The sequence below is a fragment of the Pseudomonas sp. B22129 genome (assembly GCF_044218875.1).
Lineage (GTDB): Bacteria > Pseudomonadota > Gammaproteobacteria > Pseudomonadales > Pseudomonadaceae > Aquipseudomonas.
The window spans coordinates 1063398-1088117 of record NZ_CP162592.1 but is presented as its reverse complement, the minus strand read 5'-3'; the positions used below and the strand labels follow the sequence as shown (position 1 = coordinate 1088117).

General features: G+C 61.2%; 24 protein-coding genes and 1 pseudogene. 10 read left to right on the top strand and 15 right to left on the bottom strand.

Annotation, left to right across the window (positions count from 1 at the left end; genetic code table 11):
- Nucleotides 1-59: 59 nt before the first annotated feature.
- A complete protein-coding gene (locus AB4P94_RS05020) occupies nt 60-947 on the bottom strand; it encodes a LysR family transcriptional regulator (RefSeq protein WP_395609650.1) in 888 nt (295 codons plus the stop codon).
- 131 nt (nt 948-1078) lie between these two features.
- On the opposite strand from AB4P94_RS05020, the gene lysM reads away from it, so the two are divergent.
- Nucleotides 1079-1519, top strand: coding sequence for a peptidoglycan-binding protein LysM (lysM, locus tag AB4P94_RS05015; RefSeq protein WP_395611297.1), 441 nt, complete (start codon nt 1079-1081; stop codon nt 1517-1519).
- Between the two features lie 109 nt (nt 1520-1628).
- Here the strand turns inward: lysM and yrfG are convergent, their stop codons facing one another.
- Complete coding sequence (gene yrfG / locus AB4P94_RS05010) at nt 1629-2291, bottom strand: GMP/IMP nucleotidase (protein WP_395609649.1); 663 nt, start codon at nt 2289-2291, stop codon at nt 1629-1631.
- Nucleotides 2292-2378: 87 nt separating this feature from the next.
- Between yrfG and nudE the strand changes: the two genes are divergently transcribed.
- Nucleotides 2379-2945 carry an ADP compounds hydrolase NudE gene (gene nudE / locus AB4P94_RS05005; protein WP_395609648.1) on the top strand — a complete coding sequence of 189 codons (567 nt, stop codon included), beginning with the start codon at nt 2379-2381 and terminating at the stop codon, nt 2943-2945.
- Complete coding sequence (cysQ, locus tag AB4P94_RS05000; protein WP_395609647.1) at nt 2942-3778, top strand: 3'(2'),5'-bisphosphate nucleotidase CysQ; 837 nt, start codon at nt 2942-2944, stop codon at nt 3776-3778. The genes nudE and cysQ overlap by 4 nt, the downstream gene beginning before the upstream one ends.
- A gap of 110 nt (nt 3779-3888) precedes the next feature.
- Here the strand turns inward: cysQ and AB4P94_RS04995 are convergent, their stop codons facing one another.
- From AB4P94_RS04995 to rfbB, 7 genes are read right to left on the bottom strand one after another with little or no spacing between them, the layout of a single operon-like run.
- Nucleotides 3889-4344, bottom strand: a complete 456-nt coding sequence (locus AB4P94_RS04995; RefSeq protein ID WP_395609646.1) for a YiiD C-terminal domain-containing protein — start codon at nt 4342-4344, stop codon at nt 3889-3891.
- A 26-nt stretch (nt 4345-4370) separates the two neighbouring features.
- Nucleotides 4371-5756, bottom strand: a complete 1386-nt coding sequence (locus tag AB4P94_RS04990) for a sigma-54-dependent transcriptional regulator (RefSeq protein WP_395609645.1) — start codon at nt 5754-5756, stop codon at nt 4371-4373.
- Nucleotides 5753-7561, bottom strand: coding sequence for an ATP-binding protein (locus AB4P94_RS04985; RefSeq protein ID WP_395609644.1), 1809 nt, complete (start codon nt 7559-7561; stop codon nt 5753-5755). The genes AB4P94_RS04990 and AB4P94_RS04985 overlap by 4 nt, the downstream gene beginning before the upstream one ends.
- 36 nt (nt 7562-7597) lie before the next feature.
- Nucleotides 7598-8479 carry a dTDP-4-dehydrorhamnose reductase gene (gene rfbD / locus AB4P94_RS04980; protein ID WP_395609643.1) on the bottom strand — a complete coding sequence of 294 codons (882 nt, stop codon included), beginning with the start codon at nt 8477-8479 and terminating at the stop codon, nt 7598-7600.
- Entirely contained in the window at nt 8476-9021 is a 546-nt protein-coding gene (gene rfbC / locus AB4P94_RS04975) for a dTDP-4-dehydrorhamnose 3,5-epimerase (protein WP_395609642.1), read from the bottom strand. Before rfbC ends, rfbD begins: the two co-directional genes overlap by 4 nt.
- A complete protein-coding gene (gene rfbA / locus AB4P94_RS04970) occupies nt 9018-9893 on the bottom strand; it encodes a glucose-1-phosphate thymidylyltransferase RfbA (RefSeq protein WP_395609641.1) in 876 nt (291 codons plus the stop codon). Before rfbA ends, rfbC begins: the two co-directional genes overlap by 4 nt.
- Nucleotides 9890-10972 (bottom strand): dTDP-glucose 4,6-dehydratase, encoded by a 1083-nt coding sequence (gene rfbB / locus AB4P94_RS04965; protein ID WP_395609640.1) that lies wholly within the window; start codon nt 10970-10972, stop codon nt 9890-9892. Before rfbB ends, rfbA begins: the two co-directional genes overlap by 4 nt.
- A 151-nt stretch (nt 10973-11123) precedes the next feature.
- On the opposite strand from rfbB, the gene AB4P94_RS04960 reads away from it, so the two are divergent.
- From AB4P94_RS04960 to AB4P94_RS04950, 3 genes are all read left to right on the top strand, one after another.
- Entirely contained in the window at nt 11124-14027 is a 2904-nt protein-coding gene (locus tag AB4P94_RS04960; protein WP_395609639.1) for an aminotransferase, read from the top strand.
- Between the two features lie 123 nt (nt 14028-14150).
- Nucleotides 14151-15257 (top strand): agmatine deiminase, encoded by a 1107-nt coding sequence (gene aguA, locus AB4P94_RS04955; RefSeq protein ID WP_395609638.1) that lies wholly within the window; start codon nt 14151-14153, stop codon nt 15255-15257.
- A 235-nt stretch (nt 15258-15492) separates the two neighbouring features.
- The gene (locus AB4P94_RS04950) at nt 15493-15705 is read left to right on the top strand and encodes a hypothetical protein (RefSeq protein WP_395609637.1); all 213 of its coding nucleotides are present in this window, start codon (nt 15493-15495) and stop codon (nt 15703-15705) included.
- A gap of 123 nt (nt 15706-15828) precedes the next feature.
- Here the strand turns inward: AB4P94_RS04950 and AB4P94_RS04945 are convergent, their stop codons facing one another.
- The gene (locus AB4P94_RS04945) at nt 15829-17916 is read right to left on the bottom strand and encodes a TonB-dependent receptor (protein WP_395609636.1); all 2088 of its coding nucleotides are present in this window, start codon (nt 17914-17916) and stop codon (nt 15829-15831) included.
- A gap of 409 nt (nt 17917-18325) precedes the next feature.
- Here AB4P94_RS04945 and AB4P94_RS04940 point away from each other — a divergent pair, with 409 nt between their 5' ends.
- The 3 genes from AB4P94_RS04940 (at nt 18326) to AB4P94_RS04930 (ending at nt 20738) form a co-directional block, all read left to right on the top strand.
- On the top strand, nt 18326-19612 hold the full coding sequence (locus tag AB4P94_RS04940) for an OprD family porin (protein ID WP_395609635.1): 1287 nt from the start codon (nt 18326-18328) through the stop codon (nt 19610-19612).
- A 206-nt stretch (nt 19613-19818) separates the two neighbouring features.
- On the top strand, nt 19819-20040 hold the full coding sequence (locus AB4P94_RS04935) for a 4-oxalocrotonate tautomerase family protein (RefSeq protein ID WP_395609634.1): 222 nt from the start codon (nt 19819-19821) through the stop codon (nt 20038-20040).
- The gene (locus tag AB4P94_RS04930; RefSeq protein ID WP_395609633.1) at nt 20037-20738 is read left to right on the top strand and encodes an SDR family NAD(P)-dependent oxidoreductase; all 702 of its coding nucleotides are present in this window, start codon (nt 20037-20039) and stop codon (nt 20736-20738) included. Before AB4P94_RS04935 ends, AB4P94_RS04930 begins: the two co-directional genes overlap by 4 nt.
- An 18-nt stretch (nt 20739-20756) precedes the next feature.
- On the opposite strand, the gene AB4P94_RS04925 is transcribed toward AB4P94_RS04930, so the two are convergent.
- Nucleotides 20757-21644 (bottom strand): AraC family transcriptional regulator, encoded by an 888-nt coding sequence (locus AB4P94_RS04925; protein WP_395609632.1) that lies wholly within the window; start codon nt 21642-21644, stop codon nt 20757-20759.
- A 122-nt stretch (nt 21645-21766) separates the two neighbouring features.
- On the opposite strand from AB4P94_RS04925, the gene AB4P94_RS04920 reads away from it, so the two are divergent.
- Nucleotides 21767-22252, top strand: coding sequence for a hypothetical protein (locus AB4P94_RS04920; RefSeq protein ID WP_395609631.1), 486 nt, complete (start codon nt 21767-21769; stop codon nt 22250-22252).
- 3 nt (nt 22253-22255) lie between these two features.
- Here AB4P94_RS04920 and AB4P94_RS04915 read toward each other — a convergent pair whose 3' ends face one another.
- The 4 genes and pseudogenes from AB4P94_RS04915 to AB4P94_RS04900 form a co-directional block, all read right to left on the bottom strand.
- Nucleotides 22256-23023 (bottom strand): hypothetical protein, encoded by a 768-nt coding sequence (locus tag AB4P94_RS04915; protein ID WP_395609630.1) that lies wholly within the window; start codon nt 23021-23023, stop codon nt 22256-22258.
- 13 nt (nt 23024-23036) lie between these two features.
- A pseudogene (locus tag AB4P94_RS04910) lies at nt 23037-23342 on the bottom strand (phosphatase PAP2 family protein); the annotation flags it as partial.
- Between the two features lie 12 nt (nt 23343-23354).
- Nucleotides 23355-23852, bottom strand: coding sequence for a hypothetical protein (locus AB4P94_RS04905; RefSeq protein ID WP_395609629.1), 498 nt, complete (start codon nt 23850-23852; stop codon nt 23355-23357).
- 29 nt (nt 23853-23881) lie between these two features.
- Entirely contained in the window at nt 23882-24718 is an 837-nt protein-coding gene (locus tag AB4P94_RS04900) for a MipA/OmpV family protein (RefSeq protein ID WP_395609628.1), read from the bottom strand.
- Nucleotides 24719-24720: the final 2 nt, after the last annotated feature.

Here is a 24720-nt window from a genome sequence, read left to right as displayed (position 1 = left end):
AGGCGCGACAAAGGGTCGCGTCTAATTGCCAGTACTGATCTACCGATAGATGGCGTCGATCAAGGCTCCTGCTGCGATTTTTGAAACAGTGCAAAACAGGCCTCTGCCAATGCCGAGCGTGGCGCACTGCGACGCATGATCAGACCGAGGCGCGCGAGTGTGTGGGCTTCCTCGATCGGTTGCAGGCGCAAATGCTCGGTGAGCGCATCCAGGCCGCCTTCCAACGGCATCACCGCACAACACAGGCCACCGTGCACGGCTTGTAACAATTGATGCACCGCATCAGTTTGCAGCAAGGGTTGCGGGTTGAGCCCTCGGCTGTGGAAGTTGTGGTCGATGGACTGGCGAAAGTGCATGCCGCTGGTGAGCATGCCCAGCGGCAGTTCGATCAGCGCTTCCCAGCTCAGGGGCGTGTCGCCGAAGCTGAAAAACCGTTGGTCGTAAAGCAGGCCCATACGGGTTTCGCCCAAGGCCAGCGAGTCAAAGCGTTCATTGTCCAGGCGCTCCAGGTAGGACACGCCGAGGTCCAGCCGGTTGCTCGCCAGTTGTTCAAGAATCTGCTCCGAGCTCAATGCCGACAGCTCGAAGCGCAGGCTCGGGTGCTCTTTATGCAACTGCTGCATTAATGCCAAAGGGTCGAAGCTCGACAGCGGCACCACGCCCAAGCGCAAGGTGCCCACCAGGTTGCCGCGGCAGGCTGCCGCCTCGGCCTGCAAGCCGTCATAGGCCGCCAGCACCGTGCGCGCCCACGCCAGCACCCGTTCGCCAGGTGCGGTAAACCCTTCGAAGCGCTGGCCGCGATTGACCAATGGAAGATCAAGTTCTTCTTCGAGGTTGCGCAGGCGCATCGACAGCGTCGGCTGGGTGATATGGCAGCGCGCCGCCGCCTGGCCGAAGTGGCGGGTTTCGTCGAGGGCGATGAGGAATTTCAGCTGCTTGATGTCCATCTTCGCTCCAGGCTTATTCCAATGGCGCAGGATTCTAGCGCGTTTGAGTCTTTGGTCGGGCCGGAACCCGGTTCTGTAGGACTGGTCTAGTCTTGGGTATCTGGAATTTAAACCCCCAAGGAGAGTGCACCATGAGCCTATTTAGTTTTGTGAAGGAAGCTGGCGAAAAGCTGATCGATTTGCTGACGCCGGGCAATGCGAACGCGGGTGAGCAGTTGAAGGACCACATCTCCAAGGTCGGTCTGGGTAACCCCAATGTGCAAGCCACCGTGGAGGGCGACAAAGTCATCCTGACGGGTGAAGTGGCGACCCAGGAAGAAAAGGAAAAAGTCATTTTGGCGGCCGGTAACATTGCAGGTGTCGGCAGTGTTGAAGACAAGATCACCGTGACTGGCCCAGCCACCGCTGCTGCTCGTTTTGTAACGGTGAAGAAAGGAGACACGCTTAGCGCCATCTCCAAGGCTGAATATGGCGACGCCAACAAGTACAACAAAATCTTTGAGGCCAATAAGCCGCTGCTGTCGCACCCCGACAAAATTTACCCAGGGCAGGTGCTGCGCATTCCTGAGTAATACGCGGAACGAAATGTGGGAGCGGGCTTGCTCGCGAATGCGGTAGATCAGTCACCCAATGTATTGACTGGCACACCGTCTTCGCGAGCAAGCCCGCTCCCACATTGGGTTAGAGCCCAGCAATAAGGTCGCGATAATCATCAACTGCCGCGAACTCTGCGGTGTCCTTTGGCCCTTTGCGGCTATCGGGCTCTTTCACCGCCAACAAATGCCCCACACCAAAATCCCGCGCGCTGCGCAGAATCGGCAAGGTGTCGTCAATGAACAGGCTACGCGCCGGGTCGAAGTGGATGTCGGCTTGCAGGGCGTCCCAAAATTGCGGGCTTTCCTTGGGGAAACCGTAATCGTGGGAACTGATCAGCCGCTCGAAATACGGCGCCAACTCGATGCGCTCCAGCTTCAGAGACAGCGCGTCGCGATGAGCGTTGGTGATCATGATCACGCGCTTGCCGGCTTTTTTGATGGCCGCCAGAAAGGTATCCGCGTCCGGGCGCAAGGCGATCAAGTGAGCGGTTTCCAGCTTGAGTTCGCGCACCGGAATCTTCAATTCCGTGCTCCAGAAATCCAGGCAATACCATTGCAACTGTCCGGCGTTACGCTCGAACAGCGGCTGCAACTCCATCTCGGCCATGGCCCGGCTTACCCCGTGCAGCTCGGCGTAACGCTGCGGCAGGTGCTCCATCCAGAAGTGGTTGTCGAAATGCAGGTCGAGCAAGGTGCCGTCCATGTCCAGCAGGATGGTGTCGATGGCGTGCCAGGGCAAAGAGGGCATGGGGCGTTCTCATGTAAGTAAAGATATCCGACACAGACAATCGGAAAAGCCACGGTATAGTAACCCGATCACGCCAAGGAGCCGCTTATGCGCCAGAAACCCACCGTCCTCGCCCGCGAAATTGTCGCCAGTAGCCGTTTGTTCCGCGTTGAAGAAGTGCAATTGCGCTTTTCCAATGGCGTTGAACGCACCTACGAACGCCTGGTGGGCCGTGGCGCCGGTTATGGTGCGGTGATGATCGTGGCGATGATCGACGCCGAGCATGCATTGCTGGTCGAAGAGTACTGTGGCGGGACCGACGAATATGAGCTTTCCTTACCCAAGGGGCTGATCGAGCCCGGCGAGGATGTGCTGGCAGCGGCGGACCGCGAGCTCAAGGAAGAGGCTGGCTACGGTGCCCGGCAGTTGGAGCACATCACCGAGCTGTCACTGTCGCCTGGCTATATGAGCCAGAAAATCCAGGTGGTATTGGCCACCGAGCTTTATGAAGAACGCCTTGAAGGCGATGAACCCGAGCCGATGCGTGTAGACAGGGTGAACCTGCGCGAGCTGTCGCAACTGGCGCAAAATGAGCAGTTCAGCGAGGGCCGTGCATTGGCCGCGCTGTACCTGGTACGAGACCTGTTGACCCAGCGTGGAGCGTTTATCGCATGAGCGAACTGTTTTTAGGCCACCCTTTCATTGCCCCCGTGATTGAGCTGGCCCGGCAGGCGGGCGAGGTGATTCTGCCGTACTGGCGCGCTGATGTGGCTGTGACGTCCAAGTCCGATGACTCGCCCGTAACGGCTGCCGACCTGGCTGCTCACCATTTGATTCTGGCCGGTCTCACCGCGCTGGATCCAAGCATTCCCGTGTTGTCCGAAGAAGACGCCGATATTGACCAGAGCGTGCGCGCCGGCTGGCAGCGTTGGTGGCTGGTTGACCCGTTGGATGGCACCAAGGAGTTCATTTCCGGCAGCGAAGAGTTCACCGTCAATATTGCCCTGATCGAAAACGGCCGCGTGGTGTTTGGTGTGGTGTCGATACCGACCAGCGGCCGCTGCTACTTCGGTGGCGCGGGGCTGGGAGCGTGGCGTTCGGATGTGAGGGAAGCGCCCAAGCAGATTCAGGTACGCCAAACGCCTGCTGCGGGTGAAGCATTTACCGTGGTTGCCAGCCGTCGTCACACCAGCCCTGAGCAGGAGCGTTTGCTGGATGGTTTGAGCGAAGGTTTGGGTGAGCTGAAACTGGCGAATATCGGCAGCTCGCTGAAATTTTGCCTGCTGGCCGAGGGCAGCGCCGACTGTTATCCCCGCCTGGCGCCCACTTCGCAGTGGGACACCGCTGCAGCTCAGGGCGTGCTGGAAGGCGCCGGTGGCGAGGTGCTGGAATTGAGCGGCGAGCGGTTCAGCTATCCGGCGCGGGCTTCGTTGTTGAACCCGTTCTTTTTGGCGCTGCCGGCGAAAGCGGCATGGCGTGAGCGGTTGCTGAGCCTGGCCCGGTCCTGAATCGGGTGGTGATTTAATGTGGGAGCTGGCTTGCCTGCGATGGCGGTGGTGAATTCACTACCGCCATCGCAGGCAAGCCAGCTCCCACATTTGGTTTTGCGTTGGGGCTTTCAGCGGTGCAGGACGTACTGGCCGGTGAACGTCACTGCGGGGTCTTCACTGCCTTCGTTCACCACCCGTGTTTCCAGCGTCAGCCGCGCGCGGCCATAACGCTTGTAGGTCGCCACAAACCGCTTCCACACCTTGTCTTCCGGGGCAGCACAGATCGCGGTCGCATCCTGGGTGACAGGCAGCGGATAACTGATCTGCCCTTCCTGAATCACGATATGCCCATCTTCAACCCCTTCCTCGCGCAACTTCAAATGCAACCAGCCCCAGCCGGCCAGCACCGCGCCGCAGTAGAGGCTGCCGCCAAACATGGTGCTCTTGTGGTTGATGTTGGCCTGCAAGGGCAGGTGCAGTTGCAGTTGGCCGTGTTGCCAGTCGAGCACTTTGAGGCCCATTTCCCGGGTGAGGGGGATGTCGTGGTGAAGGATGGATTCCAGGTAACGGCTGTCGCGGTTCATGGGGGCCTCTTGGCGGGTGGGCTGGGTCATTCGTCGTCAGCGCCATGGCTGGCGCTGTCGGCGAAGTTCAGGCCGTGCTTGCGCAGTTTGTCGTGCAGGGTTTTGCGCGGTATGCCGAGGGCTTCGGCGAGGCTGCGCACGGAGCTGTGCGGGCGGGTCAGCTCGGCGGCAATCAGGCTTTTTTCGAACTGCTCGACTTGTTCGCTCAAGCCCCCGGAGGTGGACGTCAGCACGCCGGCCGCCGGGTTGTCCGGCGAGTTGTCCAATGCCAGCTCCAAACCCAGAGCAAAGCGTTCGGCAGCGTTCTGCAGTTCGCGTACATTGCCCGGCCAGCTGTGGCGCAACAGCAACGCGCGCTGCCCCGGCTGCAGTTCGTGCAACGGCAGGCCGTGGCGGCTACTGGCCTCGTCGGCGAAGTGCTGGAACAGCATCAACGCATCCTCGCCGCGCTCGCGCAGCGGCGGAATGCGCAGTGGCGCGACGTTGAGGCGGTAGTACAAGTCGGCACGAAAGCGTCCCTGGTCAGCGGACTGGCGCAAGTCTTCCTTGGTGGCCGCGATGATGCGGATGTCCAGCGGGATCAGTTGGTTGCCGCCCAGGCGCTCCACCACTCGCTCCTGCAACAGGCGTAGCAGTTTGACCTGCACGTCCAGGCTCATGCTTTCGATTTCATCGAGAAACAGCGTGCCGCCGTTGGCGAATTCGAACTTGCCGATGCGGCGTTTCTGCGCGCCGGTAAACGCGCCCGGCTCATGGCCGAACAGCTCGCTTTCCACCACCGATTCTGCCAGGGCGCCTGCGTTGATCGCCACAAACGGCCCGCTGCGGCGGCTTGACAGGTCGTGCAGTGCGCGAGCGACGACCTCTTTGCCGGCACCGGTTTCGCCCAGAATCAGCACATCGGCGCGGGTCGCGGCCAGGGCGCCGATTTGCTCGCGCAGGCGCAGCATTTGCGGTGAGTGGCCAACCAAGCGGGTGCTCAGTTGCTGGCGGTCACTGAGGGCCAGGCGCAGGCTGCGGTTGTCCAGTACCAGGCGGCGCAGGGCCAGGGCGCGACGTACGCTGTCGAGCAAGGCGTCGCTGGCGAAGGGCTTTTCGAGGAAGTCATAGGCGCCGGCGCGCATGGCTTGCACGGCGAGTGGCACGTCGCCATGGCCGGTGATCAGAAGCACCGGTAGCTCCGGGTCCTGGCCGTGCAATTCGGCAAGCAGCTCCAGGCCGTCCATGCCGGGCATGCGGATGTCACTCACCACCACGCCCGGCCAGTCCCGCGACAGGCGCGCAGTGAGGCCGGTGGCTTCGCCCAGGGTCAGGACTTTCAGCCCGGCCAGGTCCAGGGTCTGGCACAAGGCCTGACGCAAGTGTGGATCGTCGTCGATCAACACCACCTGAATCCCGTTATCGATACTCATACACTGCGGTCCTCGGACGGTTGCAGACTGACGCCCGGCGAGCCGGCACGCAATTTCAGGGTTAACAACGCGCCGCCTTCCTTGTGGTTGGCGAACAGCAGTTCGCCGCCAAAGGCACGCATCAAGGTGTCACAGATTGCCAGGCCCAGCCCGAGGCCCTGGGTGCGGGTCTTGGTGGTGTAGAACGGCTCGCTGGCGCGGCCCAACGCTTCCATGCAAAAGCCCGGGCCGTTGTCGCGAATGTAGAGGTTGACGCCTTGCTCGGTGGTTTCGGCACTCAGCCAGAGTTTGCGCGGCGGGCCCTTTTCGGTGAGCGCGTCGAGGGCGTTGGCCAACAGGTTGCCGAGCACCTGACGCAGGCGCGTTTCGCCGGCTTGCACCCACAGCGTGGCTTCCGGCAAGTCGCGAATCAGTTCGACTTCCATCGAGCGTCGCCGCTTGGCCAGCAGCGCCAAGGCATCGTCCAGTGCCGGCTGCAACGCCACGCTTTCCGGGGCATGACGGTCGCGGCGGGCGAAGGCACGCAGGTGCGCGATGATCGAGGCCATACGCCCGGTCAGTTCGCTGATCAGTTTGAGGTTGCCGCGGGCATCGTTGGTGCGCTCATGGTCGAGCAGGATTTCGGCGTTTTCCGCGTAGCTGCGAATCGCCGCCAGCGGCTGGTTGAGTTCGTGGCTGATACTCGCCGACATGGTGCCCAGCGCCGACAGTTTGCCCGCCTGTACCAGGTCATCCTGGGCGCGTACCAGTTCCTGCTGGGCGTGTTCACGCTCCAGCACTTCCTGTTTCAGGCGCCGGTTGAGGCCTTCCAGGTCACTGGTCCGCTCGACCACACGGGCTTCCAGTTCGCGGCGGGCCTTGGCTTCGAAGGCGATGCGTTCCAGATAGTGGCGGCGGCGTTGCATCATCAGCCCCAACAACAGCATCAACACCAGCAAGGTGGCGCCGCCGACGGCTACCACGGTACGCACGGGGCGGCTGATCAGGGAGCGCGGCGCAAGGATCTCCACCGTCCAGCCGGTTTCGGCGATGGCGGTGGACTGGCGCAACCAGGCGGTGGAGCTGAGGGCCAGCGGCTGCGGGTCACGGGTCGGGTAGGGCTGGATCGCGATGATCGCCTGGCGCTCTTCAGCGGTCAGCGGCCGGGTGGCACGGAATCGCCATTGCGGGCGTGAGGTGAGGATCACCACGCCGTTGTGGTCGGTCACCAGCAATTGTTCGGGCGTATTGCCCCACAGGCTTTCGGTGTGGTCCAGGTCGACCTTGACCACCAGCACGCCAATGATCGTGTCGCCATCACGCACGGCGGCGGCGAAGAAGTAACCGCGCTTGGCTGACGTGGTACCCAGGCCGAAGAACCGTCCCAGGCGCCCGGCCATGGCTTCGCTGAAATACGGACGGAACGAGAAGTTGCGGCCTACAAAACTGTCCTGCTTGTCCCAGTTGGACGCGGCAAGGGTCTTGCCGGTGGTGTCCATCAGGTACATCACTTCCACGCCGGCCTGGGCGGCGACGTCCTTGAGCAGCAGGTTAGCGTTGGTCAGGTTGGTGCTGACGTGCGGCGCGTCCAGTGCGGTGCGCAGGGCAGGCAGGTCGCCGAGGATCTGCGGCAACACTTCATAACGGTGCAGGGTGCCCAACAAGTTGGCGACGTACAGGTCGAGGGTCTGGCGGTTTTGCCCGGCCAGCTCGCTGCGGTAATAGCGCTCGGCCAAATGCTCCAGCGGCCACAGCAGCGGTGCCAGGCACAACGCCAGCAGGGCAAGGCTGCGCCAGCGGGGTCTTCGCGGGAGGGGTGGAGTCATGGGAGTCATGCGCCTGTGGGTACAGGCGCATTATGCCTAGTGCTGCTGTGCAAGACACTCGCGCAATGCGTCTTGCCATTGCGGCTGGCTGACCTGCCATTGCTGTTGCAGACGGTTGCAATCCAGGCGTGAGTTCAGCGGGCGCTTGGCAGGAGTCGGGTAGGCGCTGGACGGGATGGCTTCCAGCTCGGCGCAGGCGTGGCCGCTGGCGCGCAGGTGTTCGCCAATCGCCTCGGCAAAACCGAACCAGGAGGTTTCCCCTCTGGCGGTGAGGTGATAAACACCCCAATCACCGGCAAGGCCGGCCTGCCAGCGTTCGATCAGCGCGCGGGTGCTGTTGGCGATGGTACCGGCCCACGTCGGCGCGCCAATCTGGTCGGCGACGATGCGCATGTGCGGTTTTTCCTGGAGCAAACGTTGCATGGTCAGCAGGAAATTCTTGCCGTGGCTGGAATAGACCCAACTGGTGCGCAGAATCAGGTGTTCGCCACCCACTGCCGCAATGGCCTGCTCGCCTGCCAGTTTGCTCTGGCCGTAGACACCCAACGGGTTGGGAGCGTCGGCTTCGGTGTACGGCGCAGGCTTGTTGCCGTCGAACACGTAGTCGGTGGAGTAGTGGATCAGCGGGATGCCCAAGGCCTTGGCCTCTTCGGCCAGGATGCCAGGGGCAATGGCGTTGATGGCAAACGCGGCGTCGGGTTCGCTTTCTGCCAGGTCAACCGCCGTGTGGGCTGCGGCGTTGATGATCAGGCCCGGGCGGTGTGCCCGTACTTGTTGGCGAATCTGTTCGGCGTTGGCCAGATCAAGTTGATCACGGCCCAATACGACAAGCTCGCCCAAACCCTGGAGCCGCTGTTGCAGCTCCCGGGAGACTTGGCCGTGCTGGCCGGTGATGAGGATTTTCAGCTCAGTGCTCATGGAAACAAATCCGCTTCTTTCAGGCTTTTGCCGCTCTGATCCTTGGCGGACAGCGTGGGAGTGCTGTCCAGTTGCCAATCAATCTTGAGTTCGGGGTCGTCCCAGCGAATGCATCGCTCGGCTGTGGGCGTGTAGTAGTCCGTGGTTTTGTAGAGGAACTCCGCGGAGTCGCTGAGCACTACAAAACCATGGGCAAACCCTGGTGGAATCCACAGTTGGCGGTTGTTCTCGGCAGACAGGCGCACACTGGCCCATTTGCCGAAATTGGGCGAGCTGCGGCGGATATCCACCGCAACGTCCACTACTTCACCCGCCGTCACACGCACCAGCTTTCCCTGTGCATGTTCGATCTGATAGTGCAGGCCGCGAAGCACGCCTTTTTGCGAGCGTGAATGGTTGTCCTGCACAAACTCCAACTGCATTCCGGTCGCCTGGGCAAACGCCCGGGCGTTGAAACTCTCATAGAAAAAGCCACGATCGTCGCCAAAAAGCTTGGGCTCGATGATCAATACACCGGGCAGATCAGTGGCCGTTACCTTCATTGAGCGTCTCCCGCGAGTGTGTACAGGTATTGACCATAGCCGGTTTTGCCGAAGTATTTGGCGCGCTCCAGCAGGTAATCACGGTCGATCCAGCCGTTCTCGTAAGCGATCTCTTCAAGGCAAGCCACTTTCAGGCCCTGACGGTGCTCGATGGTCTGCACGTACGTCGAGGCTTCCAGCAGGCTGTCGTGAGTGCCGGTGTCGAGCCAGGCGAAACCACGGCCGAAGCGTTCAACGTGCAGGTCGCCGCGCTGGAGGTAGGCATTGTTGATGTCGGTGATCTCAAGCTCGCCGCGTGGCGAAGGCTTGACCGCCTTGGCGATCTTGATCACATCGTTGTCGTAGAAATACAGGCCGGTTACGGCATAGCTCGACTTTGGCTTCGCCGGTTTTTCTTCGATCGACAGGGCGCGGCCTTCTTTGTCGAAGTCGATCACGCCGAAACGCTCCGGGTCCTTGACCCAGTAGCCGAACACCGTGGCGCCGGAGGGACGCTGGGCGGCGTTGCGCAGTTGGTCGCCGAAATGCTGGCCGTGGAAGATGTTGTCGCCCAGGATCAGGCACACCGGGTCATTCCCGATGAACTCTTCACCGATGATGAACGCTTGGGCCAGGCCGTCCGGGGACGGCTGTTCGGCATAGCTGAAACGCACGCCAAACTGGCTGCCATCGCCGAGCAGGTTGCGGTACTGCGGCAAGTCCACAGGCGTGGAGATCACCAGGATGTCTTTGATCCCCGCCAACATCAGCACGGAGATCGGGTAATAGATCATCGGTTTGTCATACACCGGCAACAGTTGCTTGGACACGCCCAGGGTGATGGGGTGCAAACGGGTGCCGGAGCCGCCGGCCAATACGATTCCCTTCATCATGCAATCAAATCCTTACTGTCAGTGTTGCCGAGTCGTTCACCTTGATAACTGCCGTCCTGGACCCTGCGGCACCATTCGAGGTTATCGAGGTACCACTGCACGGTTTTGCGCAGGCCTGTTTCGAAAGTTTCCTGCGGGACCCAGCCCAATTCTCGTTCGATCTTGCTGGCGTCGATCGCGTAGCGTTGATCGTGGCCCGGGCGGTCCTTGACGAAGGTGATCAGGTCGGTGAATTTTTCCACACCGGCCGGGCGCTGCGGCGCCAGTTCTTCCAGCAGGCCGCAAATGCCGCGCACCACGTCGATGTTTTTCTGTTCGTTGTGGCCGCCGATGTTGTAGGTCTCGCCGACCACGCCTTCGGTCACGACCTTGAGCAGTGCGCGCGCGTGATCTTCGACGAACAGCCAGTCGCGGACCTGCAGGCCATCGCCGTAGACCGGCAGCGGCTTGCCCGCGAGGGCATTGAGAATCACCAGCGGAATCAACTTCTCAGGGAAGTGGAACGGCCCGTAGTTGTTCGAGCAGTTGGTCAGTAGCACCGGCAGGCCATAGGTGCGTTGCCACGCGCGGACCAAGTGGTCGGAAGCCGCCTTGCTGGCGGAATAGGGCGAGCTGGGTGCATAAGGCGTGGTTTCGGTGAACAGGTCGTCCACGCCGTGCAGGTCGCCATAGACCTCATCTGTGGAGATGTGGTGGAAGCGAAACGCGCTTTTGGCCGGCTCTGCCAGCGTTTGCCAGTAGGCGCGGGTGGCCTCCAGCAGGCTGTAGGTGCCGACGATGTTGGTCTGGATAAAATCCGACGGGCCGTCAATCGAACGGTCGACATGGGATTCGGCAGCCAGGTGCATGATGGCCTGGGGCTCAAAGCGTGCCAGCACCGCGCTGACGGTCGCTTGGTCGATGATATCGGCCTGGACGAACTCATAACGGCTATTGGACGCGATGCTGGTCAGCGATTCCAAGTTGCCGGCGTAGGTGAGTTTGTCCAGGTTGAGCACTTCATGCTCAGTGTTTTGGATCAGGTGGCGGATCAGGGCGGAGCCGATGAATCCGGCACCGCCGGTGATGAGAATGCGCATGTCGGGAGCCTTTTCCTTAGACGGACACTGGGCGAAAGATGCATAGCTTGAGTTGTGAATCGAGCCGGTGCAAGTGCGGTGAGCATGAGGGGTTGATTAACGGGGCCGAACAATGGCGATATAGACGCCTAAAAAAGCCGAGGTCGTCACAATGTTGCTTGCCACGCTGATCCATCGTGCCAGTTTGCCGTGCCCCCAAGTGAGCCCCGCTCAGGCAGCCCAATGGCTGGAACAGCATTATGGCGTTACTGGCACTTTGCAGTCGCTGGGCAGCCAACAAGACCTTAACTACAGAGTCGACAGCGAGCGTGGGCGGTTTGTTCTGAAGATTTGCCGGGGTGACTACGCCGCCGTTGAATTGCAGGCCCAGCATGCCGCGCTGCATGAGCTGGGCGATAAGGTGCGGGTGCCAAAGGTCATTCCCGCCCGCACGGGTGAAGAACTGTTGAGCGTGGTTGTCGACGGGCAAAGCCTGCACCTGCGGTTGCTGGACTATATCGAGGGCCAGCCGCTGACCCACTTGCCGCACCTTGGCCGCGACGTGATCGCAGGTTTTGGCGAGTTGTGCGGGCAGATGAGCCAGGCACTCGCTCACTTCCAGCACCCGGGCCTGGACCGCACCCTGCAATGGGACCCGCGCCACGCCCAAGCCTTGATCAAGCACTTGCTGGGCGCCCTTGAAAACCTGCCCCATCGCACCGCGCTGGAGCGAGTCGCCGAGCAAGTCGGGGCGCGCCTGCAGCCGTTGGCACAGCACCTGCCGTGGCAGGCGGTGCACATGGACATCACCGACGACAACGTGGTCTGGCAGCGCGATGCCAAGCGGCACTGGCAACTACAGGGCGTGATCGATTTCGGCGACCTGGTGCACACCTGGCGCATTGCTGACCTGTCGGTGACCTGCGCCGCCCTGTTGCATCATGCCGACGGCGACCCGTTTACCATCCTGCCGGCGATCCAGGCCTGTCACGCGGTTACGCCATTGAGCCGCGAAGAGCTGCAGGCACTGTGGCCGTTGATCGTCGCCCGCGCTGCAGTGCTGGTATTGAGCAGCGAGCAGCAGCAACGGCTGGACCAGGACAACTCTTATTTGTTGAAAAACGCCGAGCACGAGTGGGAAATCTTCCATGTGGCGGCTTCGGTGCCGTTCGAGTTGATGGAGGCTGCTATTTTGCGGTGCGTGGGGGAAACGCTGCCGCCGTTGGCCAGCCAGGATTTCGCGCCCCTGCTGCCGGGCCTGGTGGGGCGCGAATTCGCGCTGATCGATCTGGGTGTGCTCAGCCCGCATTTCGACGCCGGCAATTGGGAGCAACCCGGTATCGACCGGCGCTTGCTGGATGAAGCGGCGGCGGTGCATGGGCTGGCGGCCAGCCGGTATGGGCAATACCGGTTGTCACGCACTGTCCCGGACAGTGCCGCCGAGCCGCAGACGTTCCCCCTTCATGTGGCATTGCATCTACCCCATGGCACGGTGATGGAAGCACCGTTTGCCGGGACATTGCGCCACGGCGCCGATGGCCAACTGTGCCTGCAGGGCAGCGAGTTGAGCGTGCTTTTATGGGGGGTGACAACCCTGTTGGCACCTGACTCGGCGCTGGTGAAAGGGCAAGTGCTTGGCGAAGTCCACGCACCACTGACCGTACAGTTATGCCGCGCCGACCTTGAGCCGCCGTTGTTTTGCACACCGTCCAGGGCGCCAGCCTGGCAGGCGCTGTGCCCGTCGCCCGCGCAATTGCTGGGGTTGGCCTGCGATGCCGAGCCCGAACTGGACCCCGAGGCTCTTTTGGCTCGGCGTGATGCCAGTTTTGCCCGTTCACAGAAACACTATTACGTCGACCCGCCACGCATCGAGCGCGGCTGGCGCAACCACCTGATCGATATGCAGGGCCGTTCCTACCTGGACATGCTCAACAACGTGGCAGTGCTGGGCCACGGCCACCCGCGCATGGCGGCGGTGGCGGCGCGGCAGTGGTCGTTGCTCAACACCAACTCGCGCTTTCATTACGCGGCCATCGCGGAGTTTTCCGAGCGCTTGCTGGCGCTGGCGCCCCTAGGCATGGACCGCGTATTTCTGGTCAACAGCGGCACCGAGGCCAATGACCTGGCGATTCGCCTGGCGTGGGCCTACAGCGGCGGGCGCGACATGCTCAGCGTGCTCGAGGCCTACCACGGTTGGTCGGTGGCGGCGGATGCAGTATCCACTTCGATTGCCGACAACCCGCACGCGCTGAGCAGCCGCCCCGACTGGGTCCACCCGGTCACGGCACCCAATACCTATCGCGGTGAGTTTCGTGGGCAGGACAGCGCCCCGGACTACGTACGAAGCGTGGAACATAACCTGGCGAAAGTCGCCGCCAGCAAGCGCCAACTGGCCGGTTTCATCTGCGAGCCGGTGTACGGCAATGCCGGGGGGATTTCACTGCCACCCGGCTACTTGCAACAGGTGTATGGGTTGGTGCGCGCCCAAGGTGGCGTGTGCATTGCCGATGAAGTCCAGGTCGGTTATGGCCGTATGGGGCATTTCTTCTGGGGCTTTGAAGAGCAGGGCGTGGTGCCCGACATCATTACCATGGCCAAGGGCATGGGTAACGGCCAGCCACTGGGCGCGGTGATCACCCGGCGTGAAATTGCCGAAGCGCTGGAGGCCGAGGGTTACTTTTTCTCGTCGTCCGGCGGCAGCCCGGTCAGTTGCAAGATCGGCATGGCGGTGCTGGATGTGATGGAGGAAGAAAAGCTGTGGGAAAACGCTCAGGTGGTGGGCGGGCATTTCAAGGCGCGCTTGGAAGCGCTGATCGACCGTCACCCGTTGGTGGGCGCCGTTCACGGTTCCGGCTTCTATTTGGGGCTGGAGCTGGTTCGCGACCCGCGCACCCTGGAACCTGCCACCGAGGAAACCATGCTGCTGTGCGATCGCCTGCGCGAGCTGGGTGTTTTCATGCAACCGACCGGCGATTACCTCAACATTCTCAAGATCAAGCCGCCAATGGTCACCTCGAAACGCAGCGTGGATTTCTTTGTCGACATGCTGTCGAAGGTGCTGGACGAACAACTCTAGTTAGTCGATTGTTATCGGCTAATTATTGTCATATTCATTGCTTATGATCTTTTATCGCTTTTAAAGCCGATTTTTATCCGCTATAAAGTTGGCTTTCACCCCCCATTCGGAGCCCCGCCTGCCATGACCACCCTGCACAGCACACCTCGCGCCGATGGCTTTTACATGCCCGCCGAATGGGCACCACAGACTCAAACCTGGATGATCTGGCCCGAACGCCCGGACAACTGGCGCCTGGGGGGCAAGCCGGCGCAGGCCGCGCACGTGGCGGTAGCAAAGGCGATTGCGCGCTTTGAGCCGGTGACGGTCGCGGTTTCCGCCGGCCAGTACGAAAACGCCCGTGCGCGTTTGGATGTGCCCAATATCCGCGTGGTGGAAATGTCCAACGACGACGCCTGGGTGCGCGACACCGGCCCGACGTTCGTGATCAACAACAGCGGCGAAGTGCGCGGCGTGAACTGGGACTTCAACGCCTGGGGCGGCTTTGACGGCGGCCTGTACGCGCCGTGGAACCGCGACGCGCAGGTGGGCGGCAAGATCCTCGAGATCGAACGCGCGCCGCGCTATCGCACCGCAGGCTTTGTGCTCGAGGGTGGTTCAATCCACGTTGACGGCGAAGGTACGGTGATCACCACCGAAGAATGCTTGCTGAACCGCAACCGCAACCCGCACCTGGATCGCGCAGCTATCGAAGCCATCCTCGGCGACAACCTGGCGGTGGATAAGGTTATCTGGCTGCCGGACGGCCTGTTCAACGACGAAACCGACGGCCATGTGGATAACTTCTGCTGCTACGTGCGCCCGGGCGAAGTGTTGCTGGCCTGGACCGATGACCCGCAAGACCCGAACTACGTGCGCTGCCACGCGGCCATGGACGTGCTGCAAAGCAGCACCGATGCGAAAGGTCGCCCGTTCACAGTGCACAAGATGCCGATTCCAGGCCCGTTGTATGCCACTGAAGAGGAATGTGCCGGTGTCGACCCGGTTGACGGTTCGCAGGAACGGAACCCGACCGTGCGGTTGGCCGGCTCCTACGTCAACTTCCTGATCGTCAATGGCGGCATCATCGCGCCAAGTTTCGACGACCCACTGGACAGTAGGGCCAAGGAAATCCTGCAGAGTCTGTTCCCGCAGCATGAAGTGGTGATGGTGCCGGGTCGCGAACTGTTACTGGGTGGGGGCAATATCCATTGCCTGACTCAACAGCAGCCAGCCCCGCACAAAAACTGAGTGCAGTTGTAACAGCGTTTTCGGTAGTGGCTTAAAGCCACCCGTTTATGGCGCTCACAGCAAGCCCGCGGCCCAGCAAGGTCGCGGGTTTTTTTGTGTCCGAATACCTATAAACACGGGACATTGGCATAGCTCTTGTATCGCTGTTGCCACAGTAACCCAAGGTCATGACTGCGCAGTTCTGTCACAAACCTTGAGTAAGTTAGCCGCTCACGCAGTAGGAGAGAGCGCTGAAATGAATGCCGATATCAACCTGATCTACACGCGCCCGTTCCACCCGATGCGGGTCAACGGTGATGCTATCCAGGCGCTGGCGCAGTGGTTGAAGGCAAACGGCTCGCGACAGGTCAGGCAAACCGACCTGCGCAGTGTGATGAGTGAACGTTACCCGGCGGGGTTGTTCAGTGAGGATGAAGTAAAAGCGTTGTGTGAGCTGATGCACAACTGAAGAACACCGGAATCTGAAAATGTGGGAGCTGGCTTGCCTGCGATAGCGGAGTGTCAGCTAAATATTTCCAGCTGACACCCCGCTATCGCAGGCAAGCCAGCTCCCACATTGACGGTGCAGAACCTAGAAGCTGTAGGTGCCTGTAACGACCAGGCTGCGCGGCTCGCCCGGCTGGATCTGTGCTGCGCTGGTGGCCGATTCGTAGTAGTGCTTGTCAGCGATATTGTTCAGCGCCGCCCGTACATCCCATTCCTTTTGGCGGAACCCGGCCAGCGCATCCCATCGGCCATAACCCGGTAGCATCACGGTGTTGAGGTTGTCGGCATAGCGGTCGCCCACCAGCGTCAAACCGGTTTCCGCGTACCAGCCCATCTCCGGTTTCCAGGTGATGAACACGCTGCCATTGCGCTTGGCTACGTCGCTGACGCGCTTGCCTTCAAAGCCGTTATTGTCCTTCTCGACCTTGGCGTCCTGCAGGCCGATGCCGCCGCGCACATACCAGTTCCCGACGATTTTGCCGGTGGCGGTCAACTCGACGCCGCGTGAACGCTGCATGCCGGTGAGCAGGGTGATGGTGCGGTCCAGCGGGTCGCTGGTGCGGCGGTTATACAGTTCCAGCTCGTACACGGCGAGGGTGGTGCTGAGGCGGTCGTCGAGCCAGTCGCTTTTTACGCCGACTTCCTTTTGCCGGGTCAGCTCGGGGCTCAGATCGTTGACGCTGCCTGCGGCGTTCGGGGTGATGCCGATCAAGCCGCCGCCTGCCGGCGAGAAGGTTTTGCTCCACGACGCGTAAAACGAGTGATGCTCCAGTGGCGTCCACACCAGGCCTACGCGCGGGCTGGCGCTGCGGCTTTCGACGTTTTGCCGGGTGTTGAGCAGCTTGTTGGTGGTGTCCACTTCAAAGTGGTCGTAACGCAGACCTGCCAGCAGTTGCCATTGATCGTTCAGGCGCAGTTGGTCCTGCACATACAAGGCGCGGCTCTCGACTTCGGTGTGGTTGTTGCTCGAGGCACTCATCCGCCCGGTGTGGCTCAAATGGCGATTGGGGGTGTTGAGGTCCAGGCTCGGCACGGCCTGGCCGCCACGGTTGACGGCGGTGGCGGTGTACAGCTTTGGATCGCGACGCTGGCTGCCCAGCTCAAAGCCGGTGAGCAGGCGATGTTCCAGGCCGAAGGTGTCGAAGCCGCCTTCCAGCTCAAGGTTGTTGAACACGTTGCGGGTGGTCAGGTCCTGTTGCCAGCGCTGGCGGGTGACCTTGTTGGTCTTCGAGTCATAGCCGGTCTGGTAGGTGTTGTCGAAATCACTGTCGAGTTTGAACACGCCGAGGGTGTGGCGCAGTTGCCAGTTGGCGTTGAGCTCATAGGCCAGCTTGGAGCGCAGGGATTGGGATTTGTCGTCGATGTAGTCGCGGTTGTCGAAGTAGGTGGTGCCGCGGCTCACGTCCGCCGGGCGCCCGTTGACACTCGGGATGCCGCGATCCGGCGTGCGGTTGTAGCGGCTGTATTCGTATTGCACCAGCCAGTTGAGGTCGGGGGTGAGCTGCCAGCTCATGGCGGGCGCGAACAGCTTGCGGTTGCCACTGACGCCATCGCGAAAGCTGTTGTTGTCCTGGTTGCCCAGGTTCAGGCGCAGGCTGATGTTGTCTGACGGATCGGTGTTGAGGTCGGCGTACAGGCTGCGCAAATCCTCGCTGCCGCCTTGGGCTTCGATGCTGGATTTAAGCCCGGCTTGGGGCAGTTTGCTCACGCGGTTGACAATGCCGCCCTGGCCGCCGCGCCCGTAAAGCACAGCCGCCGGGCCTTTGAGTACTTCGATGCGTTCGATGTTGTGCAGGTCGCGCACGTATTGGCTGTCGTCGCGGATGCCGTCGAGGTAGAAGTCGTTACTCGCGTCGAAACCACGAATGCGCAAGCTGTCGAAGCGCGTGTCGGCGCCGCTACTGACGTTGGGAATGCCGCTCAATGCCTTGCCCAGGTCGTTGGTGCCGTAAGCACGCAGGCTTTCGGTTTTTACCGAGTCGATGGCCTGGGGTACGTAACGTACCGAGGTCGCGGTGCGCGTGGCGGTGTTGGTTTCCCTGACGCGTGGGTCATCTTCATCGGCTTCGGCGCTCACCGAGGTTTCGGGCAGCACCGTGGCCGCGCAGGCAAAACCGGCAGACAGCAGAACAGAAAGCCCAAAAGTGATGGGCGTCAGGCGAGGGGCAGGCATGGGGAATGTATCCGGAAAGGGTGGGAATAAATTTGCGCGCGAATGGTAATGCTTTGCATTTGCGTGCGTTATCTATTACCAAACATCCCTGATGCCAGAAGTGTTACCTAATGTGTTTTGTTGACGAATCGGACGGTTTTTCAGGCTCTCGGGAAGGCTCTGGAACACACCGCTTAGACTTTTTTCGCCTAAATACAGACGATTCACGAAATTGACACATAGTTCAACCCGCGCATAGGATTGCGCCCAACGCCTGTGGCTAACCGCCATGACTCATCCAATAAAAAAGGCCTGCGGCAGTTCAGTCGTCCGCGGGCCTTCTTTTTTCTGGAAAAAGTCGACACCAAAAAAGCGACACGGAGCTTGGTGTCACAGCGCGTAATCAACCAGTAATAAGGAATATAAAAAAATGTTGAAACAACGGATGAGTCTGATCGCTCTGGGGATTTTGAGCGCATCGACAGTCATGGCCAACGACCAGGAGCAATCCAAGGGTTTCGTTGACGACAGCCACCTGAACATCGCAGCACGCAACGCTTACATCAGCCGCGACTACAAAAACGGCAAGCAAGACAAAGCCGAATGGGGCCAGGGCTTCATCGGCAAGTTCGAATCCGGCTTCACCCAAGGCACCGTCGGTGTGGGTGTTGACGTGATCGGCCAATACGCTATCCGTCTGGACGGTGGTAAAGGCCGCAGCGGCGCAGGCGGTATCGACTTCTTCAAGCAAGGCGATAGCGGCGAAGCCGCCAATGACCTGGCCAAAGGCGGCGCAGCCGTCAAGGCGCGCATCTCCAACACCGTGATCAAATACGGTCAGCAGATGCCAGCCGTTCCGGTCCTGGAGTACGACAACTCCCGCCTGCTCTCGGAAACCTTCGAGGGTACTTCGATCGTTTCCAAAGAAATCGCCGGCCTGCAGCTGGACGCTGGTCACTTCACCAAAGAAGCTCGCAAGAGCGCCGAAGGTAGCGACAGCGGCCGTCTGAAAAGCATCGACTACATCGGCGGTAGCTACAAATTCACCGAAAGCCTGTCGGCGGCGCTGTATGCCTCCAACATGCAAGACGTGTTGAAGAAGCAATACGTCAACGTCAACTACGTGCTGGCCCTGCCAGAGAAGCAGTCGCTGACCTTTGACTTCAACGGCTACAAGACCAAGCTGGACAAGAGCTTCGCCCTGGAAAACCAAGGTGACGCCGACGCCCGCGACAACAAAATCTGGAGCCTGGGCGCTACCTGGGCTGTTGGCCCGCACAGCTTCACCCTCGCTCACCAGCGCAGCACCGGCGACACCGGCTACCTGTACGGCGGCTACCGCAACGCTGGCGGCATCGGCGACGGCGGCAATACCATCTTGCTGGCCAATTCCTACTGGTCCGACTTCAACGGCAAGGACGAGCGCTCCTGGCAAGCGGGTTATGGCATCGATTTCGCCACCTTCGGCGTACCGGGCCTGACCTACAACATTGCCTACGTGCGCGGTACCAACATCGACGACGGCAGCGGCCGTGGCGATGGCACCGAGCGTGAAATCTGGAACCAGTTCAAGTACGTGGTACAGAGCGGCCCAGCCAAAGACCTGAGCCTGCGTGCTCGTGCGTCCTGGTTGCGCGTTTCCAACAACGCCAGCAACTACAACGTAGGCGGTAACGAAATCCGCCTGTTCGCCGACTACCCGATCAACGTTTTCTGATTGATCCGGCGTCGCGCCTGATTCCAGGCGATAAAAAGCCCCGACCTGTTCGGGGTTTTTTTATGCCTGGCAATCGCGCACTGGCTTGTTACACCGCATCACTAATGAAGTACCCGGCCCCCCATTTATCCGCTCGCGGCGCACGCCTAAATTAGCCCCACTGCCGGCCCGTCACCCCTCGATGGCCGACCACTGGAGTTAACGCCATGCCCTTTATCAGCCTGCGCATCACCCGTGATGGAGTGACCCCGGAGCAAAAAGCCCAGGTCATTGCCGAGTTCACCGAAACCCTCGAACGCGTGCTCAACAAACGCCCGGAGCTGACCCACATCGTCATCGAAGAAATCGACACCGATAACTGGGGCTATGCCGGCATCACCACCACCGAATACCGCAAATCCCAAGCCCCTACCGGAGAAGCATCATGAGCAAAGTCGTCATCATCACTGGCGCGTCCCAAGGCATCGGTGCCGCCGTGGTCCAGGCCTACCGCGCGCTGGACTATCGCGTGGTTGCCACTTCGCGTTCGATCCAGCCGTCAGACGACCCGAACATTCACACCGTGGCGGGTGACATCGGCGACCCGGCCACCGCTCAACGGGTGGTTCGCGAAGCATTGGCCACCTTCGGGCGTATCGACAGCCTGATCAACAATGCCGGCATTTTCATCGCCAAACCCTTCACCGCCTATACCCAGGAGGATTACGCGAACGTGCTGGCGGTGAACCTCAACGGCTTTTTCTACATCACTCAACTTGCCCTCGCCGAGATGGAAAAGAACCGCACCGGCCACATCGTCAACGTCACCACCAGCCTGGCCGACCACGCCATTGACGGCGTGCCCTCGGTGCTCGCCAACCTCACAAAAGGTGGGCTCAATTCGGCGACCAAATCCCTGGCAATCGAGTACGCCAAGCGCGGTATTCGCGTGAACGCGGTGAGCCCGGGGATCATCAAGACGCCGATGCACGGCGAAGAAACCCACGCGGCGCTCGGGCAACTGCACCCGGTCGGGCACATGGGGGAGGTGAGTGATATCGCCCAGGCGATCATCTACCTGGAAAACGCCGGGTTCGTCACCGGCGAAATTCTTCACGTAGACGGCGGGCAAAGCGCCGGGCATTGACCGGAACACGCCCTGGCCTTAACGGCTCGGGGCGTTGTCCTCGCGGGGCGAGCGGCCGAAAAACGCTTTGTAGGCGCGACTGAACGCCGCCTCGGATTCATAGCCAATCGCAAAGCCGATTTCACCGATGCGGCTGTCGTGTCTGGCCAACATCGTTTTGGCCAACCTCAACCGCCATTCATTTTGGTAACGCAGCGGCGAACGCCCCACCAACACGCTGAAACGGTCGCAAAAATTGGACCGTGACATGCCGGAAATTTCCGCCAGCGCAGCTATGTTCCACTGTTGCCCGGGTGTTTCATGGATAGCTTTCAATGCCCGCGCAATACGCGCGTCCGACAACCCGCCCAGCCACCCGGACGCCGCGTTCAGGTGCACCCAGGTGCGCAGGATACGAATCACCGTAAGGTCGATCAGCCGCGAAATCATCAACGCCCCGCCTGGCTGCGAGTCGTTGGCTTCGAGCAACATGAAATGCAGGATGCCTTGCGCCCAATCCGCCGCCTCGGCTTTGCGAATGTGGATCAGCCAAGGCAAAGCAAACAGCATGGCCTGGAAACTGTTCCCGTCGAACCAGAAGCGGCAGATCACCACCGACGCAGGCCCATCGCAGGCGGTGATGCTGATGCCGGTGGGGTCGTGAGGCAGCAGGATGATATCGCCTTGCGCCAGCGTCGCGGCCGGCTGCCCGGCACCTTCAAGGTGGAGTTGACCTTGCTGAACCACGCAGATGTGCGCGCTCTGCTGGTCGAGGTCGAGGCATTGCGCACTCTCCAGTGCGGCAGAGTAAACACGGTCGCCGGTCAGGCGAATCTGTGCCAGCACCTGGGACAGCAGATCACCCTTGGCCAGCCCTTCCAGTTTCATTTCCGGATGAATGATCAAGTTTTCAAGGGGATTCATCATGTCGGCTTGCCCACGCACTCACTAAGCTGAGGCCCGGATCATAACGCGCTGGCGCCAGTCTCACGAACCCGTTGGGACGGTGATCGTTGATGCGCACCATCCAATCACCTGGAGCACCTCACATGTTCGGAATCTCCGCCCTTGGCTGGGTACACACCCTCGGCAGCCTGCCTGCGATTCCCCTGGCGGCTTATATGTTTATCCGGCACGGCCGCATTGTTCCCCGCTCAACGCCGGGCAGGTTCTACCTTGCGTCGATGCTGATCGGGGCACTCAGCGTGTTCCTGGTGGCGAAGCAGCCGGTCAGCAACATCATTGGCGTTATCACCCTTGCTCTGCTGCTCGCTGGATATGGCGTGGGGCACGTGACCTGGCTGGGGCGAGCGCGGGCTTATCTGGAAACCATTTTTCTGAGCCTGACCGCGTTCTTTCTGATGGTGCCCACCGTGTCCGAGACACTGCGCCGCGTGCCCGATGGCCACCCCTTTGTCACTGACCTGCAATCCCCTGTACTGCTAGGTGCGCAGGGCAGCATCGCGGTTGCGCTGGTCATTGGGCTGACTGCGCAGATGGTTTACCTGCGCAGAAAAAACGGTGCGTACGCCTGAGAGTCAGAATCGGCCACTGATACCCAGCAGAGGGCCTTTCTGAACGATGTCGTAAACAAAACCATCATTGCGATAGTTCACACCCATGGCGCGGTAACCGGCCACCGCTGAAAAGCCGGGGTAAAACTCCCAGCCCGCCAGCGCCGCCAGGTCCCAGTCCTCCCGGGATTGCCCGGCACCGGCCATGCCCCAGGAGGACAACCAGAACCGCTCATTCAGCGCATAGTGCCCGCGCAGCCCCGCCATGGCGTCTGCCCAGGTGGCCTTGTCTGACCCGGATTCGCCGCTGACAGACCCTCCATGCAAGGTGAGGGTGGTGCTGCTGTACCAGACCCGCACGCCGCCGGCGACATCCAGCCGGCGGTTTTCATCGCCCAACACGGTGTACCCGCCGCCCAGGAAACCGGAGGCGGTTTTGCTTTCCAACTCCAGCTTGGACGCCCGGGCGCCGGCCGGAAGGCGGTTGCGGGTATCGGTGTCGATGTACATCAGATCAGCGAGCACGCTGTAAGGGCCACGCCGTGCCTCGCCCATCAACATCACCGACATATCCACCGTGCGCGCGATGTCGGAGAAATCGGACTTGATAAACTGCGTGCCGGTGCTGCTGTGGCCCACGTGCCCACGGATACCGGCGCCCCATACGTAAGGCCCGCCGTTGAACGTCCAGCCATCGTTGTCTGCCGCCATGGCCGGTGTCGGCAGGCCGGCCCCGCTGGCGGCAAACGTACCCAACAGCAGGGCCAGGCGCGCGTTGTGACGGTGCATCATGGTGTTTCTCCGATCAGTGCTGGGTCAGCGAGAGCGCAACGCTTTCGGCCGCACAGTCCTGTGTTGGCTTCAGCCCGGCTTTTTGAGCAGCCTTGACCTCCTCTTTCGCCGCCGCCAGGTCCGCCAGGAACGCAGGGTTGTTGTGCAGGCTCGCCACCGTTGCGGCGCCCATGATGCGGCCGGCGTCAACGTCGCTCTGCCAGTGCGCGTCGCAGATGACCCGGCTCTGGCCGAACGCCAACCCGCGGGTCATCAGTTCGGTGGCGCGCGCAGGCTGGATTTCAGCCAGTAACAGGCCCCAGGCCCAACCGGCAGCCGAGTGCCCGGACGGTCAGGAGCCATCCGTGCGCAACAACGGTTCCATGTCTTTGCGGCAGGTGCCTTCGTTATGCGCCACGAACGGGCGAGTGCGGTTGTAGGCATTTTTCCCGGCATAGGTGGAACCGCCCGCATCCGTCAGCGTGCGCTGCATCAAGGTGTAGAGATGCGGGGTATTTTTCTCGGTGATCGGTGTGCCCATCGCACAGGAAAAGGCTTGCGCCGGGCCTGGGAATGCCAGCTCCGCATCCGCTGCCGCGAGCTTTTCCCGGGCCGTGCCACGCAGCGACAGTGCCGTGCGCCGAGCTTCCTCATCCCGCGCAAACGCTGCAGAGTCAGGCTTGGGTGGGGCGCCGAGCAAGGCCAGACGCAAGGGTAAATCCGCTGAATCGAGGTAGCCGGGAGCCAGTTTGAAATGAGGGTCGGTGACTTGGGTGGCGGCCTCGTCAGCCAGTGCCAACCCTGACCAGAGCAGGCCGGCCAGCGCCACGTGCTTATGCAGGTTATTCATCGCGTGTTCTCTTATTGAATACTGGCTGATCAAAACCGGTACAGGGCATTCAGATAGGCGCCTGCGCCTACCTTCTCGCCCGTCAGCGGGCTGTTGCGCGCGTCGGAAACCAGTGCGTAGCTCTTGATGCCGCCTTCCAGTGCCAGCTGTGGCTGCCATTGCCAGGTCAGACCCAGTTTCAAGGTCACGTCACGCATGCCGCCGCCTGGGTGGTATTCGTCGAAGCGGGTGCGCGCCGCCTGCTCGGCGGTAACGCCGAAGCGCGCCATCATGTCGTTTTCATTGCTCCAGGTACCGTACAACGTCGAATCCAGGGTCAAGGTGGAAGACAGTGCGTACGCGGTGGCGACCCCGGCTTCCAGGTAGGCCGTACGCCCCAGGCTCTCGCCGCCGTAATTGCGATTTTGAGTGGATTGCAGGCCGCGAACGAACAGGCGACCGGCCGGCAGAATCCAATACGCTTCAGCCCCGACCAGCGCCGTACTGTCCAGGTTGCCCATGCCCCTCAAGTCATCATCGCGACCGCCCAGGGTGTGGATTTTTTCCTTGCGGCCCTGGTCGTAACCGATCAACAACGCCACCCCGAAGGGCGCCAGGCCGGGCAGGTCCCAGCGCAGCCCATCCGGGAACGCGGCGGTGAATGTGCCCCAGTGTTCGGTGGGCATTTTCGCCTTGAGTTTCAGCGACGGGAAGGCGGCGTAATGCGAAGAACCCTCGTACAAAGGGCCGACGGCAATGCCGCCGCCGACGGTCACAGAAGGCGAATCGTCTGCCAATGCAGGCAACGCCGTCGCCAGGGCGAGGGTCGCGCCGGTCATGAGCATCATGGGGCGTTTAAAAAAAGGTGAATCACCGATAGTTGGCATGG